The following is a 14,840-nucleotide window of genomic DNA, read 5'->3' as shown; positions in this document are numbered from 1 at the left end:
GATGATGGCTTTAATTTTAGATTTAATACAAAGTGCTTTGTGGGCGGCTATTCCTGCGATTGGGTTTGCCATGATTTTCAATGTTCCTGCCTCGACGCTGGTTTTTTGCGGTATGGGTGGCGGTTTGACGTACGTGTTTCGTGAGATTTTGCTACTCAATGGCTTGACGATTGAGCTCTCTACTTTCATCGCCTCAACGGCGATTGGTATTGTGGGGGTGTATTGGTCACGAAAATACATCATGCCAAGACCAGTTTATACCGTCGCTTCCATTATCCCGATGATTCCGGGTACTTATGCGTATAACATGATGATTAGTCTGATGTCGATGAATTCACAAGGCGTGAGTCAGCCGCTATTGTTTCAATTTATAGAAAATGGCTTGCATGCGATTGCAATACTTGGGGCGATTGCCTTTGGATTGGCACTACCATCACTGTATTACACAAAACTCAAACGCCCAGTTATCTAAAAAATCTACAACGTGGGCGAAAATCATTGATTTATTGGAAACCAACAGAATTAATTGTATAATACATAAAATTTACAACGCCATAATAAGGTGCGTTACTGAGGTAAAATATGATTTTGATGATAGACAATTACGATAGTTTCACTTACAATATCGTACAGTATTGTTTGGAATTAGGTGCGGATCTCAAAGTGATACGAAATGATGAGTTAAGCGTGGACGAGATTGACGCCCTGCATCCTGAGAAGATTATCCTCTCTCCCGGTCCTGCCACCCCCGATGATGCGGGTGTGACACTAGCGGTTATCGACTATTTCAAAGACAAACTTCCGATTTTGGGGATTTGTTTGGGACATCAGGCCATCGCCCAAGCCTTTGGCGGGAAAGTAGTCCGTGCTGAACAGATGATGCATGGTAAAACCTCTAAAATTCACAAAACCCAAGAAACATGCTTATTCAAAGGACTACCCGAAGAATTCACGATGACACGCTATCATTCTTTGACGGTGCAAAAACAAGATTTACCCCAAGATATCGTTCCTACTTCTTATAGTATGGATGATGATGAAATCATGTCATTAGAAATCAAAAATAAAAATATCTACGGGGTGCAGTTTCACCCAGAATCAATTCTGAGCGAACACGGCTATGAAATATTGGATAATTTTTTAAAATTATGAAAGAAAATTTACAGATTTTTTTTATCCTCTTTGTGAGCTCTGTATGTTTGATATTGGAGACACAATCCATATCGATTTCACACGGTGAGGCACAGATTTATTTTGGTGCACATGGTGTGCTGTATTATCTCTCTCATCTGTTCACCGGTATTTTAGGACAAAATGATCTCGCTATTCGTCTACCTTTTATTATATTACACGTCCTCTCTCTGTTTTTAATTTACAAAATCGGCAAACTTTTTTTGAAGCGCAAAGGAGATAGAATTCTCTCTACTGCTATATTTGCGCTACTTCCTGGTATCAATTCAGCAGCCATTTTAGTCAATTCGGCCACGCCGGTTATATTCTTGACCCTATTATTTGTGTTTTTATATATGTATGGATACAAAACTTACTCTTATTGGATTTTGATTTTCTCATTGTTAGTAGATAATTCATTTTCTATTTTGTATCTCTCACTCTTTTTCTATGCGATCTCTAAAAAAGACAATAAACTGCTGATTTTTTCTTTGATTTTATTTGGAATGTCCATGTATATTTATGGCTTTGATGACAGTGGCAAGCCAAAAGGTTACTTCTTGGATACGCTTGGTATCTATTCTGCCATCTTTTCTCCTTTTTTGTTTTTATACTATATCTATACGCTTTATAGGATTTTAATCAAAGAAGAAAAAAATCTGCTTTGGTATATCTCTTTTGTGGCATTGATGTTCTCACTCTTTTTATCACTGCGCCAACGATTGCATCTGGAGGATTTTGCCCCTTTTGTGATTTTAGCGATTCCCCTCATGGTCAAAGTTTTTCTCAATAGTTATCGCGTGCGTTTGCCCCAATATAGGAGATGGCACAAAGTGATATCGGTATTTGTCTTAGTTTTTTTGGTGATCAATACATTTTTCATCTTTGTGAACAAGCCCCTATATGCCCTATACCCAAATCCAAAACATCATTTTGCCTATAAGTATGAAGTCGCGAAAGAACTTGCCGAGAAATTAAAAGCAATGGACATCCATCAGATCAAGACACTCGATCATGCCTTGCAAATACGGTTGAAATTTTATGGCATCCAATACGGTGGAGACGAAGTCCTCTCTATGGCATTATATGGCGCCAAAGCGTCTCAGATAATACCCATAACATATTATGGTACAATGGTAGCAAGATTTTATATATATAAAGAGTAGGTCATGAAAAAAGCATTTACGATGATGGAACTTGTTTTTGTTATAGTGATAATTGGCATTATATCTGCCATGATTGCTCCAAATTTTCAAAGAAACTCAGTACGAGAAGCCGCAGACCAACTTATCAGCCACATCCGTTACACCCAACACCTTGCCATGATTGATGACCAATATAACCCTAGCGATCCAAACTGGTATGAAAAAAGATGGCAACTCTTGATTGGAAAATCAAGTAGTGGTACCTTAAATAGTGGTGGATATTATGCATATACGATATTTAGTGACACCAGCACGAGTGGAAATCCAGACCCCGGTGAAATTGCTACGAATCCGCTAGACAATACCAAGCTCTTAAGCGGTGGTTTTAGTAACACGTTGGATTGGGAAGATGAACGGGCTACAAAAGCATTGAATATTGGGTCAAAATATGGAATCACCAATGTGACGACCTCAGGATGTGCGGGAGCCAAAAGAATTGCTTTTGATTATTTAGGCCGACCTATTAAAGGAAATATTAGTAGCGACATCTCTCCATATCGAGCAACAAGTGCGACCATCTCCCTACTGACGAGTCAATGTGCCATCACAATCACAGATGGAACAACCAGCGTGACGATTGCGATTGAACCAGAGACAGGATACGCTCATATTTTATAAATTTTCAATTTTTTGAATTTTTCTAAAAAACCCGAAAAAAACTAAGCTAGTTCTAAGGAATGATTGTATATAATTTCGTCCTCGTTTGAGAGAACGGGTGTTAAAGAGTCCCAAGTTTAGGGATTCAAGTTCATTAAATTTATCAATGTTAATTATTCAATCTTTGAAATCTAAACAAGCGACCTTGAGTACTTTAAGGTTACTAAAAAATGAGATTAACTATCTCTGAACAAGTTAAACACTTCATTTTAATGGAGAGTTTGATCCTGGCTCAGAGTGAACGCTGGCGGCGTGCTTAACACATGCAAGTCGAACGATGAAGTTTTAGTTTACTAGAACGGATTAGTGGCGCACGGGTGAGTAATATATAACTAACCTGCCCTTTAGTGGGGGACAACAGTTGGAAACGACTGCTAATACCCCATACTCCTTCTTATCATAAGATAAGTCGGGAAAACTCCGGTGCTAAAGGATGGGGTTGTACGGTATCAGTTAGTTGGTGAGGTAATGGCTCACCAAGACTATGACGCCTAGCTGGTCTGAGAGGATGATCAGCCACACTGGAACTGAGACACGGTCCAGACTCCTACGGGAGGCAGCAGTGGGGAATATTGCACAATGGGGGAAACCCTGATGCAGCAACGCCGCGTGGAGGATGACACATTTCGGTGCGTAAACTCCTTTTATATGAGAAGATAATGACGGTATCATATGAATAAGCACCGGCTAACTCCGTGCCAGCAGCCGCGGTAATACGGAGGGTGCAAGCGTTACTCGGAATCACTGGGCGTAAAGGATGCGTAGGCTGGATGCCAAGTCAGAAGTGAAATCCAACGGCTTAACCGTTGAACTGCTTCTGAAACTGGTAACCTAGAGTAAGGGAGAGGCAGATGGAATTGGTGGTGTAGGGGTAAAATCCGTAGATATCACCAGGAATACCGATTGCGAAGGCGATCTGCTGGAACTTAACTGACGCTGAGGCATGAAAGCGTGGGGAGCAAACAGGATTAGATACCCTGGTAGTCCACGCCCTAAACGATGCACACTAGTTGTTGGAGTGCTAGTCACTTCAGTAATACACTTAACAGATTAAGTGTGCCGCCTGGGGAGTACGGTCGCAAGATTAAAACTCAAAGGAATAGACGGGGACCCGCACAAGCGGTGGAGCATGTGGTTTAATTCGAAGATACACGAAGAACCTTACCTGGACTTGATATCCTTGGAATCTTATAGAGATATGAGAGTGCTAGTTTACTAGAGCCAAGTGACAGGTGCTGCACGGCTGTCGTCAGCTCGTGTCGTGAGATGTTGGGTTAAGTCCCGCAACGAGCGCAACCCTCGTCCTTAGTTGCTAACAGTTCGGCTGAGCACTCTAAGGAGACTGCCTTCGTAAGGAGGAGGAAGGTGAGGACGACGTCAAGTCATCATGGCCCTTATGTCCAGGGCTACACACGTGCTACAATGGTTAGGACAAAGAGATGCAATACCGTGAGGTGGAGCAAATCTTAAAACCTAGTCTCAGTTCGGATTGGAGTCTGCAACTCGACTCCATGAAGCTGGAATCGCTAGTAATCGTAGATCAGCTATGCTACGGTGAATACGTTCCCGGGTCTTGTACTCACCGCCCGTCACACCATGGGAGTTGAATTCACCCGAAGTCGGAATACTAAAGTAGTTACCGACCACGGTGGGTTCAGCGACTGGGGTGAAGTCGTAACAAGGTAACCGTAGGAGAACCTGCGGTTGGATCACCTCCTTTCTAGAGTATAGGGTAAACGTCTCACAATGTTTACCCGGGTAACCAAAGGATTAAGTGTTGCTTGTTTAGTTTTGAAAGATTGATGTCAAGGGGCCTATAGCTCAGTTGGTTAGAGCGCACCCCTGATAAGGGTGAGGTCACAAGTTCAAATCTTGTTAGGCCCACCATTCTTAGCCTTGAACATCGTTAACAATCTGCTCACTTACTTATAGTAAGCTTCGCATCTTGTTGCTTCGTTCAGCTAATACTTATCAGCAGTCTTCTAAAAAGAGATTGAAACACACCAGTAGGGGAATTAGCTCAGCTGGGAGAGCGCCTGCTTTGCACGCAGGAGGTCAGCGGTTCGATCCCGCTATTCTCCACCAATTAACATTGAAGTACTTTAGAGGTTTAATATGAGTATTAATACTAATATTCATATTAGACTTTATAAGTCTAAAAATTAATCTTTAATATTTAAAGATTATGTTCATTAAATTATTATTGTTAATGTCAACAAACGCAAATAAAAAACAATTTCATTGTTAAACGTTTTATTATGTTTAATAAGGAAGTGATACGTTAATTAGAATATAAAAGGTAAGCTATTAAGAGTGAATGGTGGATGCCTTGGCTGTAAGAGGCGATGAAGGACGTACTAGACTGCGATAAGTCACGGGGAGCCGTCAAGAGGCTTTGATCCGTGAATTTCCGAATGGGACAACCCAGCTGGCAGTGATGTCAGTTACCCTGCGGGGGGCTAACCTGGTGAAGTGAAACATCTCAGTAGCCAGAGGAAGAGAAATCAAATGAGATTCTGCTAGTAGCGGCGAGCGAACGTGGATTAGGGCAAACCTGTTGTTTACAACAGGGGTTGTAGGACTGCGATATTGTATGTTAGATAGTAGTGGAATAATCTGGAAAGTTTAGCCATAGAGAGTGATAGTCTCGTACACGAAACTTGATAACAACATAGCAGTATCCTGAGTAGGGCGGAACACGTGTTATTCTGTCTGAATCCGGGGGGACCACCCTCCAACCCTAAATACTACTTACAGACCGATAGTGAACCAGTACCGTGAGGGAAAGGTGAAAAGAACCCCAGTGAGGGGAGTGAAATAGAACCTGAAACCATTTACTTACAATCATTCAGAGCCCTATGATTTATCAGGGTGATGGACTGCCTTTTGCATAATGAGCCTGCGAGTTGTGGTCAGTGGCAAGGTTAAGGAAACCCGGAGCCGTAGCGAAAGCGAGTCTTAATAGGGCGATTTAGTCACTGGCTGCAGACCCGAAGCGAAGTGATCTATCCATGGTCAGGTTGAAGCTGGTGTAAGAACTAGTGGAGGACCGAACCGATTGAGGTTGAAAACTCACCGGATGAACTGTGGATAGGGGTGAAAGGCCAATCAAACTTCGTGATAGCTGGTTCTCTCCGAAATATATTTAGGTATAGCGTCAAGTCGTAACATAGGGGGGTAGAGCACTGATTGGGCTAGGGCATACACCAATGTACCAAACCCTGTCAAACTCCGAATACCCTATGCGTAATCTTGGCAGTCAGGCGGCGGGTGATAAAATGCGTCGTCAAGAGGGAAACAACCCAGACTACCAGCTAAGGTCCCAAAGTGATATTTAAGTGGAAAACGATGTGGAGTTACTTAGACAACCAGGAGGTTGGCTTAGAAGCAGCCATCCTTTAAAGAAAGCGTAATAGCTCACTGGTCTAGTGATTCTGCGCGGAAAATATAACGGGGCTAAAAATATCCACCGAAGCTGTAGATTTGAAATTTATTTCAAGTGGTAGGAGAGCGTTCCGCTCAGCGTTGAAGCCATACCGGTAAGGAGTGGTGGAGCGTGCGGAAGTGAGCATGCAGGCATGAGTAGCGATAAAAGGGGTGAGAATCCCCTTCGCCGAAAACCCAAGGTTTCCTACGCGATGCTCGTCATCGTAGGGTTAGTCGGGACCTAAGTCGAGTCCGAAAGGGGTAGACGATGGAAAGTTGGTTAATATTCCAACACTAATTATAGAGCGCGATGGAAGGACGCTTAGGGCTAAACGAGCCAACTGATGGAATAGTTGGTCGAAGGGTGTAGATTAGATCATTGGCAAATCCGTGATCTTTTATTCGAGACCTGATAGGCACTTGATACTCTTCGGAGTGGACGGTGAATCGTTGATGCCGTCGAGCCAAGAAAAGTTTCTAAGTATATCTATAATTACCCGTACCGCAAACCGACACAGGTGGGTGAGATGAGTATTCTAAGGCGCGTGGAAGAATCCTGGTTAAGGAACTCTGCAAAATAGCACCGTATCTTCGGTATAAGGTGTGCCTCCCTTTGTGAAACCCCTGCGGGTGGAGCATTGAAGGTTACAACAAAGAGTCCCTCCCGACTGTTTACCAAAAACACAGCACTCTGCTAACTCGTAAGAGGATGTATAGGGTGTGACGCCTGCCCGGTGCTGGAAGGTTAATTGATGCTGTTAGATTCGTCGAAGCAGTTGATCGAAGCCCCAGTAAACGGCGGCCGTAACTATAACGGTCCTAAGGTAGCGAAATTCCTTGTCGGTTAAATACCGACCTGCATGAATGGCGTAACGAGATGGGAGCTGTCTCGACCAGGAATCCAGTGAAATTGTAGTGGAGGTGAAAATTCCTCCTACCCGCGGCAAGACGGAAAGACCCCGTGGACCTTTACTACAGCTTGACACTGCTGTTGGGATAAAGATGTGCAGGATAGGTGGGAGGCTTTGATTCATGGTCGCTAGATCATGATGAGCCATTGTTGAGATACCACTCTTCTTTATTCTGATAGCTAACTGGCTTGAGTTATCCTCAAGCAGGACAATGTCTGGTGGGTAGTTTGACTGGGGCGGTCGCCTCCTAAAAAGTAACGGAGGCTTACAAAGGTTGGCTCAGGACGGTTGGAAATCGTCCGCAGAGTATAATGGTACAAGCCAGCTTGACTGTGAGACATACATGTCGAGCAGAGACGAAAGTCGGTCATAGTGATCCGGTGGTTCTGTGTGGAAGGGCCATCGCTCAAAGGATAAAAGGTACCCCGGGGATAACAGGCTGATCTCCCCCAAGAGCTCACATCGACGGGGAGGTTTGGCACCTCGATGTCGGCTCATCGCATCCTGGGGCTGGAGCAGGTCCCAAGGGTATGGCTGTTCGCCATTTAAAGCGGTACGCGAGCTGGGTTCAGAACGTCGTGAGACAGTTCGGTCCCTATCTGCCGTGGGCGTAGGAAAGTTGAGGAGATTTGACCCTAGTACGAGAGGACCGGGTTGAACGAACCACTGGTGTACCAGTTGTCCTGCCAAGGGCACCGCTGGGTAGCTATGTTCGGATGAGATAACCGCTGAAAGCATCTAAGCGGGAAGCCAACTCCAAGATGAACTTTCCCTGAAGACCTCATGAAGACTACATGTTTGATAGGCTGGGTGTGTAATGGGTGAAAGCCCTTTAGCTGACCAGTACTAATAGGTCGTTTGGCTTAAATTTTATATTCAATTGTATCACTTTCTTATTAAGTATAATAAGAGGCTACAAGGGTTTAGAGAAATCTAAAGTCATTGTTTTTAATGTAGCGTCTTGTTGACATAACAATAAACACTCAAGAATCAAAATCTTGAAGTAAGTTTATCATTCATAGATTTACTTCAAGATTTCCGGTGGCTATAGAGAGTTGGAAACGCCCAGTCCCATTTCGAACCTGGAAGCTAAGCAACTCATCGCCGATAATACTGCAGCTTACTGTTGTGGGAATGTAGGTCGCTGCCGGATTCTTGTTTCTTTTTACTTACTTATCCAACAACAATCCTTTCCCATAACAATTTTTTTTAACTCTTTATTTCGAAGTGCCATTACAATATTGTTATTGTAATAGCTTGTATTGATCGCGCAATGGATTTTTTTCATAGACTCCAAGATGCTTGATTTTGTTGGCAAAAAAAGATAACTCTTCTAATGCCAGTTTCAATCTTCTTTCATGAGGATGGGCATCAATATCAATATGAAAACGACTCACTTGCATCGACCCAGCCATTGAGTAACTCTCTAATTTGAGTAGGTTGACACCATTGGTGGCAAATCCTCCAAGTGCTTTAAATAAGGCAGCAGGGATATCTCTAACTTGAAATATGACTGAGGTAATATAGCGTTTATCTGCTACAAATTCTGGTATCACTTCATCTCGAGAGAGAATAATAAATCGTGTCACATTGCCCGCTAAATCTGAAAAGTTTTCTTGTAATATTTTTAAATTATAAAGTTTTGCTGCTAATTTTGAAGCAATAGCCCCATATTGCACATCATTCTTTTCACTGACCTCTTTTGCCGAACCGGCCGTGTCAAATTTAGCCATTGCATTTAAATCTAAATCTATAATATTTTTGTAGCATTGTGCGAGAGCTTGAGGATGTGAACCTACATATTTTATATCTTCAATTCTGGCATCTTGTGTACCCAAAAGACAGTGGTTGACCGGCTCAAAATGTTCTTTTACAATGTAGAGTGATAATTTTGGTATGAGTCGATAAATCTCCTCCACGCGTCCTGCTGTGGAGTTTTCTACCGGTATCATAGCAAAGTCTGCTGTTTTCATCTCTACCAGTTTCATCGCCTTTTCAAAACTCTCACAAGCGATTGATATAGATTTTGGAAACGTGTTTTTGCATGCTAGGTGAGAATACGCTCCCTCGACACCTTGATATGCGATCACTTTATCGTTCATTTTTACCCTCTTTTTTTGAAAAAATTTATTAAAATTTTATCATACATAGGCTAAAAAAATAGTATAATCTTATATGATAATAAACTCGAATCAGAAAAAAGCATATCTTTTCGGACTCCTCTCTGTATTGTTGTGGTCAACGGTCGCGAGTGCCTTTAAATTATCGCTTGCTTACTTTACTCCGACACAATTGTTGTTTTATTCAGTTGGGGCTTCTATTGTGATGCTTTTTATGATTATACTCAAAGAAAAAAAGCTACCTTTACTGCGCCAATATCCAAAAACTGCTTATTTGCGTGCCTCACTTCTTGGGGTACTTAATCCTTTTTTATATTATTTAGTGTTATTTAAAGCGTATGACCTCCTACCGGCACAAGAGGCACAACCTATCAATTATACGTGGGCTTTGACGTTGAGCTATCTCTCCTTTTTTATATTAAAACACAAACTGAGTATTTATGATTTTTTAGCCGGTATTATTTGTTATTTTGGTGTTTTGGTGATTTCAACACATGGAGAACTTTTGAGCTTTCAGTTTTCATCAGCACAGGGTGTGATTTTGGCTTTTTTATCGACAATTTTATGGGCTTTTTATTGGATTTTTAATACCAAATCACGTCTTGATCCGGTGGTTGGTCTTTTTATTAGTTTTGTTTCAGGATTTGTTTTAATTATTCTCTATATGATACTTTCGTCTCATGCTTTGATTTTTGATTGGTATGGATTTTTGGGTTCGATTTATGTTGGCTTTTTTGAGATGGGCGTGACATATGTCTTTTGGCTCAAGGCGATGAAGCTCACAACCAACAGTTCAAAAATTGCCAATCTTATTTTTATCTCTCCTTTTGTGTCATTGGTTTTTATACACTTCTTTGTAGGAGAGACAATTTATTGGTCAACTTTTGTAGGATTGATACTAATTGTAGCCGGTTTATTGGTGCAGCAAAAAAAACCAAGAAAAACACTTTGAATTTTTAAAAAATTAGGATATAATATCGTCCTCAAATGGTTGTGCGTTCATAGCTCAGTTGGATAGAGCACTGGTTTGCGGTACCAGCGGTCGGGCGTTCGAATCGCTCTGAGCGCACCATTTTTTTCTGCACCAATAAACTTCTATTTTATAAATTCAATCCCAGTTTTTGCATCTTTCATTGTTTCTTGAATATACGCAATCGATTCTTCTAGTTTTTCATATTCCCATGCATTGAGTGTGACGGGAATTTGTTTGAGTATTCCTTCACGTCCTATGATACAGGGCATACTCAAAGCAACATCGCCATCATGATGATATTGGCCATGAAGTGTTGTGGATGCTGGATAGACACTTTTTTCATCTAATAAAACAGCTTTTGCCATCGTGATGGCTGCTTGAGCGACGCCTGCATTGGTCCACCCTTTGCCATTGAGCACTTTATAGGCAGCACTGATAATCTCTTTTTTGACATTTTCAGGATTTTTAATATCCGCATTTGCCGTAAAATAGTTTTCTAAATCATCAAAAGGAATGCCTGCGATACTGAGATGACTCAATACCGGAAAGGCAGTTTTCCCGTGTTCACCCATCATATATCCACTGATAGATTTTGGATCTACATCGTAAGTTTGTGCCACAAGATGACGCAATCTTGCAGAATCCAGCATGGTTCCGGTTCCAAAAACACGTCCTTTTGGGTAAGAAAATTCATTTTCAGCGATATACACCATCGTATCCAAAGGATTGGTAATCAAGATGACGATGGCCTCTTTGGTGTATTGTGTGATACCGCTCATGACCTCACGAATAACGCTGCAATTTGTTTGTGTCAAGAGGGCGCGATCAGGTTCTGCTTTTGGGTTATTGGGATCAGGGATGACACTAGGTCCTGCTGCTACGATAATCACATCAGCGTCGGCACATTGTTCGTACCCACCACTGGTTATATTGATATTGTTCATATACGTCATAGCCGTTGCTTGTGCTTGGTCTAGTGCTTCGCCGTAAGCAACATCTTCCAAGATGTCTATTACACCGATTTCTCCAAATAATCCGACTTTCATGGCATCTGCCAAAACATATGAGCCGACATGGCCTACGCCGACGACTACTAATTTATTAATATGCATGATTTTTTCTCCTTTTTGCATATGTTTTTATTTTATTTTGTGTTATGTGTGATGATTGATAATAAAATCGATAATTTTCTCTGCTCCATTGGGGGCGATATGTTGCTTGAGTTTTGTAGAAATATGTTGCAAATCAAGCATCATGATACTTTCATAGATGGCGTGTGAATCCACCTCTGATTCACGTCTCAACAAGGCTAAATCCTCATCGACTAATGCCTTTGCATTGTAGTATTGATGGTCGCTTGCCGCATAAGGATAGGGGATAAAAAGTGATGGCACACCCAGTGCGCAGAGTTCCCAAAGGGTACTTGCCCCACTACGACTGATCGCAAAATCAGCTTGCAAGATTTTCTCTCTCAGTTGTGGATCAAAGTCAAAGACATCAGCATTGATATGGTTATCATGATAGAACTGTAGCATCTCCTCTAAGTTGTTTTTCCCACATTGATGGATGATGTGGATGTTGTTTTCACTGAGCTTTTTTGCCAGTTGCATCGCTAAGGTATTGATGGCCTTAGCACCTTGAGAACCGCCTAAAAAAATGATAGTTTCGAGCTTTTTGATGGGTTTTCTTTTGGTGAAAAATGCCGTATCGACAGGATAGTCTTTGATTTTACTGTGTGGATCATAAGAGCTAAAAAATTCTGTTGCAAAGGGTTTTAGAATTTTATTGAGTTTTCCCATCGCCGCATTTTGCTCATGAATATAAAGCTTCACATGCGAGGTCAGTGTTGCAAAAGAAGCTGGCGCGGCTGAGTATCCACCCACAGATACAAGATCAGTGACGTGGTAGCGTTTGAAGATTTTTTTGCATTGGCGAGAGGTATTTAAAATCTCGCCTAAGGAGGTGAGTTTTTTCCATCCCTTTTTATTGACAACCCCTTGTGAGTTGAGGAAAAATTTCTCTGAAAAACCTGTCTCATGTTCAAACCAAGCGCGATCTTGTCCGTTGGTTGAGCCAATATAAATGGGCTGGATTCCTCTTTGATTTAGGGCATTTTTCAAGGCACGAACGATGGCTAAATGTCCACCGGTTCCTCCTCCTGTGAGTGCTATCATAGTTTTGCCTTTTTGCTAATCATGAGAACCATCCCAATCCCGACACTCAAAGCCAAGATAGAGCTACCTCCATAGCTGATAAACGGTACAGCAATTCCCTTGATTGGGGTGAGAGAGGTGATACCATAAGCATTCATCAAAAATGAAAAAACAATCAACAATCCCATACCTAAAGAGAAGAGGTAATAGACACGGTTTTCACTTCGGTTGGAAATTCGAAAGATGCGGTACACAATCAAAAAGATGGCTGCTGTGATAACCAAAACACCAAAAAATCCAATCTCTTCTGCGATTCCGGCTAAAACAAAGTCAGTGTGTACCTCACTTAAAAATCCCAATTTAAAAGACCCCGCACCAATACCTTGCCCAAAAAGTCCCCCGTGTTTGATGGCATTGAGTGAATAAGATATCTGATAAGGCTCAGGTGCATTTTCAACGCGCAGTGCTTTTGCAATACCATCGGGTAAGATGGACAAAACCATATTTTGGATGGTTCCCCACCATATTTTGATTCTTAAAATTCGATGTTCTGAGGTAAAAACAGCGACAATAAAAACAATAATAGCACCGATGACGGTGAGCATAAACAATCTTTTACTTGTGCCTGCAAAGAGTAACATAACCGCCAACGTCACGGCTAGAACAATCACTTGACCTAAGTCATTTTGCATGACGGCAATGAGATAAACCACCAAGATAAACACCGCAACATAAGGGAAGATGAGCTTGATTTCCTCTTTGAGTGATTTCTTTTTTTCATCCAATTTTCTGGCAAAACTCCAGGCAAGAAAATAGACAAATCCGATTTTAAAAAATTCTACAGGGGCAAATGAAAAACCGGGCAATCGAATCCATCTTTTGGCTCCCCCCGCACTCGTGACCATACTCTCAGGAAGATAATGCATGATGCCCATCAAGAAGAGACAAATAAAAAAGATACCAAAAGCGATAATGGTCAAACTTTTGTCCGCATTTAATTGCGAGAGCGACCACATGATGAGAATCGAGAGCATACCGACGCTAAATTGACGAATGAAAAAATGAAACTCATTGTATCCGAAATACAGATTGGTAAATACCGGCAAGGAAAGAGAAAAAACGATCCCCACAAAGATACAAAATGACACTAATATAAATAGAGTTTTATCTGCTGACATTGATCTCTTTTTTTATTTTATTTTACATCAAAAAGATTAAAAAGATGCTTGTATAAAAAGGAATGATTTTTGCTTATATTTGACATATTGAGTAAAGAGAGGATCGTATGTCATTTGAAATCAGCAAATCGTTTGGATTGATGGAGCAAGGATTAAACGCCAGAGCACTAAGACAAGAGATGATAGCGGGCAATATTGCCAATATTGATACGCCAAATTATAAAGCACGGGATATTGATTTTGAAGCCTCATTGGCACACAGTGCACAAAAGCTTTATGGAGCGCATCAAGTAGCACAGCTCAAAATGGCACAAACCAATCAAAAGCATCTCAGCGGTTATCATGATAGTGATATTTCAAAACCTACGATTTATCTCAGAGATGGTCACACACAAAGAAATGATGGCAATACGGTGGACCTTGATATTGAGACGACCGAACTGGGTAAAAATAACATGATGTTTAATGCACTATCGGCTGCTTTGAAGAAAGACAGTACGATTTTCAAAAGTGTCATTGAAGCATCATCAAGAGTATAGGAGCGTATAAATGGCATTTTTAAGTAATTTTGATATTAGTGGTTATGGACTCTCCGCGCAACGCTTCAGGATGAATGTTATCAGTTCCAATATCGCAAATGCAGATACGACTAGGACGAGTGAAGGCGGTCCCTATCGTAGGCGAGAAGTGATCTTTAAAGCGATAAATTTTGATAAAACACTCAACAATGCTATTGAAAACAGCAATAATATGTTAAAATACGAGAATCCTCTCGATGATTCGAGTGCCCCCAATGATGCTGACCCATCTGTAATGAGTGTGGCAGTCGACAAAGTCGTGAGAGACAGTAGCAATTTTAAAATGAAATATGACCCTACCAATCCTGATGCTAATAAAGATGGCTATGTGGCGTATCCCAACGTCAATCCTGTTATTGAGATGTCAGATTTGATTGAAGCGACACGGGCATACCAAGCGAATGTAGCTGCTTTTCAAAGTGCCAAATCAATGGCACAAAGCGCTATAGATATTTTGAAAGGATAATTT

The 14,840-nt window shown here is 41.4% G+C and carries 11 protein-coding genes, 3 tRNA genes and 3 rRNA genes; 13 read left to right on the top strand and 4 right to left on the bottom strand.

Going from position 1 to position 14,840, the window contains the following annotated elements; genetic code table 11:
• Position 1: 1 nt before the first annotated feature.
• From SFB89_RS08850 to rrf, 9 genes are all read left to right on the top strand, one after another.
• Positions 2 to 472: a threonine/serine exporter family protein gene (locus tag SFB89_RS08850; protein WP_331774321.1), complete on the top strand. Its 471-nt coding sequence runs from the start codon at positions 2 to 4 to the stop codon at positions 470 to 472.
• Between the two features lie 110 nt (positions 473 to 582).
• Positions 583 to 1,152 (top strand): aminodeoxychorismate/anthranilate synthase component II, encoded by a 570-nt coding sequence (locus SFB89_RS08845; protein WP_331774320.1) that lies wholly within the window; start codon positions 583 to 585, stop codon positions 1,150 to 1,152.
• Positions 1,149 to 2,336, top strand: coding sequence for an ArnT family glycosyltransferase (locus SFB89_RS08840; protein ID WP_331774319.1), 1,188 nt, complete (start codon positions 1,149 to 1,151; stop codon positions 2,334 to 2,336). The genes SFB89_RS08845 and SFB89_RS08840 overlap by 4 nt, the downstream gene beginning before the upstream one ends.
• A gap of 3 nt (positions 2,337 to 2,339) precedes the next feature.
• A complete protein-coding gene (locus SFB89_RS08835; protein WP_331774318.1) occupies positions 2,340 to 2,993 on the top strand; it encodes a prepilin-type N-terminal cleavage/methylation domain-containing protein in 654 nt (217 codons plus the stop codon).
• Positions 2,994 to 3,241: 248 nt separating this feature from the next.
• Positions 3,242 to 4,752: ribosomal RNA gene (locus SFB89_RS08830) — 16S ribosomal RNA — on the top strand.
• A 90-nt stretch (positions 4,753 to 4,842) separates the two neighbouring features.
• Positions 4,843 to 4,919, top strand: a tRNA-Ile gene (locus SFB89_RS08825).
• A gap of 122 nt (positions 4,920 to 5,041) precedes the next feature.
• Positions 5,042 to 5,117, top strand: a tRNA-Ala gene (locus tag SFB89_RS08820).
• A 212-nt stretch (positions 5,118 to 5,329) separates the two neighbouring features.
• Positions 5,330 to 8,240: ribosomal RNA gene (locus SFB89_RS08815) — 23S ribosomal RNA — on the top strand.
• 166 nt (positions 8,241 to 8,406) lie between these two features.
• Positions 8,407 to 8,522: ribosomal RNA gene (rrf, locus tag SFB89_RS08810) — 5S ribosomal RNA — on the top strand.
• The 16S, 23S and 5S rRNA genes sit together here with 2 tRNA genes alongside, the layout of an rRNA operon.
• A 91-nt stretch (positions 8,523 to 8,613) precedes the next feature.
• On the opposite strand, the gene SFB89_RS08805 is transcribed toward rrf, so the two are convergent.
• A complete protein-coding gene (locus tag SFB89_RS08805) occupies positions 8,614 to 9,471 on the bottom strand; it encodes a prephenate dehydratase (RefSeq protein WP_331774317.1) in 858 nt (285 codons plus the stop codon).
• Positions 9,472 to 9,544: 73 nt separating this feature from the next.
• Here SFB89_RS08805 and SFB89_RS08800 point away from each other — a divergent pair, with 73 nt between their 5' ends.
• Together SFB89_RS08800 and SFB89_RS08795 are read left to right on the top strand one after the other, a co-directional pair.
• Positions 9,545 to 10,441, top strand: coding sequence for a DMT family transporter (locus SFB89_RS08800; RefSeq protein WP_331774316.1), 897 nt, complete (start codon positions 9,545 to 9,547; stop codon positions 10,439 to 10,441).
• Positions 10,442 to 10,484: 43 nt separating this feature from the next.
• Positions 10,485 to 10,561: transfer RNA gene (locus tag SFB89_RS08795), tRNA-Arg, on the top strand.
• A 23-nt stretch (positions 10,562 to 10,584) separates the two neighbouring features.
• Here the strand turns inward: SFB89_RS08795 and SFB89_RS08790 are convergent.
• Genes SFB89_RS08790 through SFB89_RS08780 form a run of 3 tightly spaced genes read right to left on the bottom strand, consistent with a single transcriptional unit; the run spans position 10,585 to position 13,793 of the window.
• A complete protein-coding gene (locus tag SFB89_RS08790) occupies positions 10,585 to 11,574 on the bottom strand; it encodes a lactate/malate family dehydrogenase (protein WP_331774315.1) in 990 nt (329 codons plus the stop codon).
• Between the two features lie 42 nt (positions 11,575 to 11,616).
• Entirely contained in the window at positions 11,617 to 12,636 is a 1,020-nt protein-coding gene (locus SFB89_RS08785; protein WP_331774314.1) for a UDP-N-acetylglucosamine--N-acetylmuramyl-(pentapeptide) pyrophosphoryl-undecaprenol N-acetylglucosamine transferase, read from the bottom strand.
• A complete protein-coding gene (locus SFB89_RS08780; protein ID WP_331774313.1) occupies positions 12,633 to 13,793 on the bottom strand; it encodes an FtsW/RodA/SpoVE family cell cycle protein in 1,161 nt (386 codons plus the stop codon). The genes SFB89_RS08785 and SFB89_RS08780 overlap by 4 nt, the downstream gene beginning before the upstream one ends.
• Before the next feature lie 107 nt (positions 13,794 to 13,900).
• Between SFB89_RS08780 and flgB the strand changes: the two genes are divergently transcribed.
• Together flgB and flgC are read left to right on the top strand one after the other, a co-directional pair.
• Positions 13,901 to 14,332: a flagellar basal body rod protein FlgB gene (gene flgB, locus SFB89_RS08775; protein ID WP_331774312.1), complete on the top strand. Its 432-nt coding sequence runs from the start codon at positions 13,901 to 13,903 to the stop codon at positions 14,330 to 14,332.
• Between the two features lie 10 nt (positions 14,333 to 14,342).
• Complete coding sequence (flgC, locus tag SFB89_RS08770) at positions 14,343 to 14,837, top strand: flagellar basal body rod protein FlgC (protein ID WP_331774311.1); 495 nt, start codon at positions 14,343 to 14,345, stop codon at positions 14,835 to 14,837.
• Positions 14,838 to 14,840 lie beyond the last annotated feature (3 nt).

Origin of the sequence: Sulfurospirillum sp. 1612 (assembly GCF_036556685.1) — a bacterium.
Taxonomy (GTDB): Bacteria; Campylobacterota; Campylobacteria; order Campylobacterales; family Sulfurospirillaceae; genus JAADIZ01.
Note: the sequence above shows the minus strand (reverse complement) of the source record. Positions and strands in the feature narration are given on the sequence as shown.

Bases quoted from the DNA above. Each gene is read 5' to 3' on its own strand.
- flgC (WP_331774311.1), top strand. From the start codon at position 14,343: ATGGCATTTTTAAGTAATTTTGATATTAGTGGTTATGGACTCTCCGCG.
- SFB89_RS08850 (WP_331774321.1), top strand. From the start codon at position 2: ATGATGGCTTTAATTTTAGATTTAATACAAAGTGCTTTGTGGGCGGCT.
- SFB89_RS08780 (WP_331774313.1), bottom strand. From the start codon at position 13,793: ATGTCAGCAGATAAAACTCTATTTATATTAGTGTCATTTTGTATCTTT.
- SFB89_RS08845 (WP_331774320.1), top strand. From the start codon at position 583: ATGATTTTGATGATAGACAATTACGATAGTTTCACTTACAATATCGTA.
- flgB (WP_331774312.1), top strand. From the start codon at position 13,901: ATGTCATTTGAAATCAGCAAATCGTTTGGATTGATGGAGCAAGGATTA.
- SFB89_RS08805 (WP_331774317.1), bottom strand. From the start codon at position 9,471: ATGAACGATAAAGTGATCGCATATCAAGGTGTCGAGGGAGCGTATTCT.
- SFB89_RS08800 (WP_331774316.1), top strand. From the start codon at position 9,545: ATGATAATAAACTCGAATCAGAAAAAAGCATATCTTTTCGGACTCCTC.
- SFB89_RS08790 (WP_331774315.1), bottom strand. From the start codon at position 11,574: ATGCATATTAATAAATTAGTAGTCGTCGGCGTAGGCCATGTCGGCTCA.
- SFB89_RS08840 (WP_331774319.1), top strand. From the start codon at position 1,149: ATGAAAGAAAATTTACAGATTTTTTTTATCCTCTTTGTGAGCTCTGTA.
- SFB89_RS08785 (WP_331774314.1), bottom strand. From the start codon at position 12,636: ATGATAGCACTCACAGGAGGAGGAACCGGTGGACATTTAGCCATCGTT.
- SFB89_RS08835 (WP_331774318.1), top strand. From the start codon at position 2,340: ATGAAAAAAGCATTTACGATGATGGAACTTGTTTTTGTTATAGTGATA.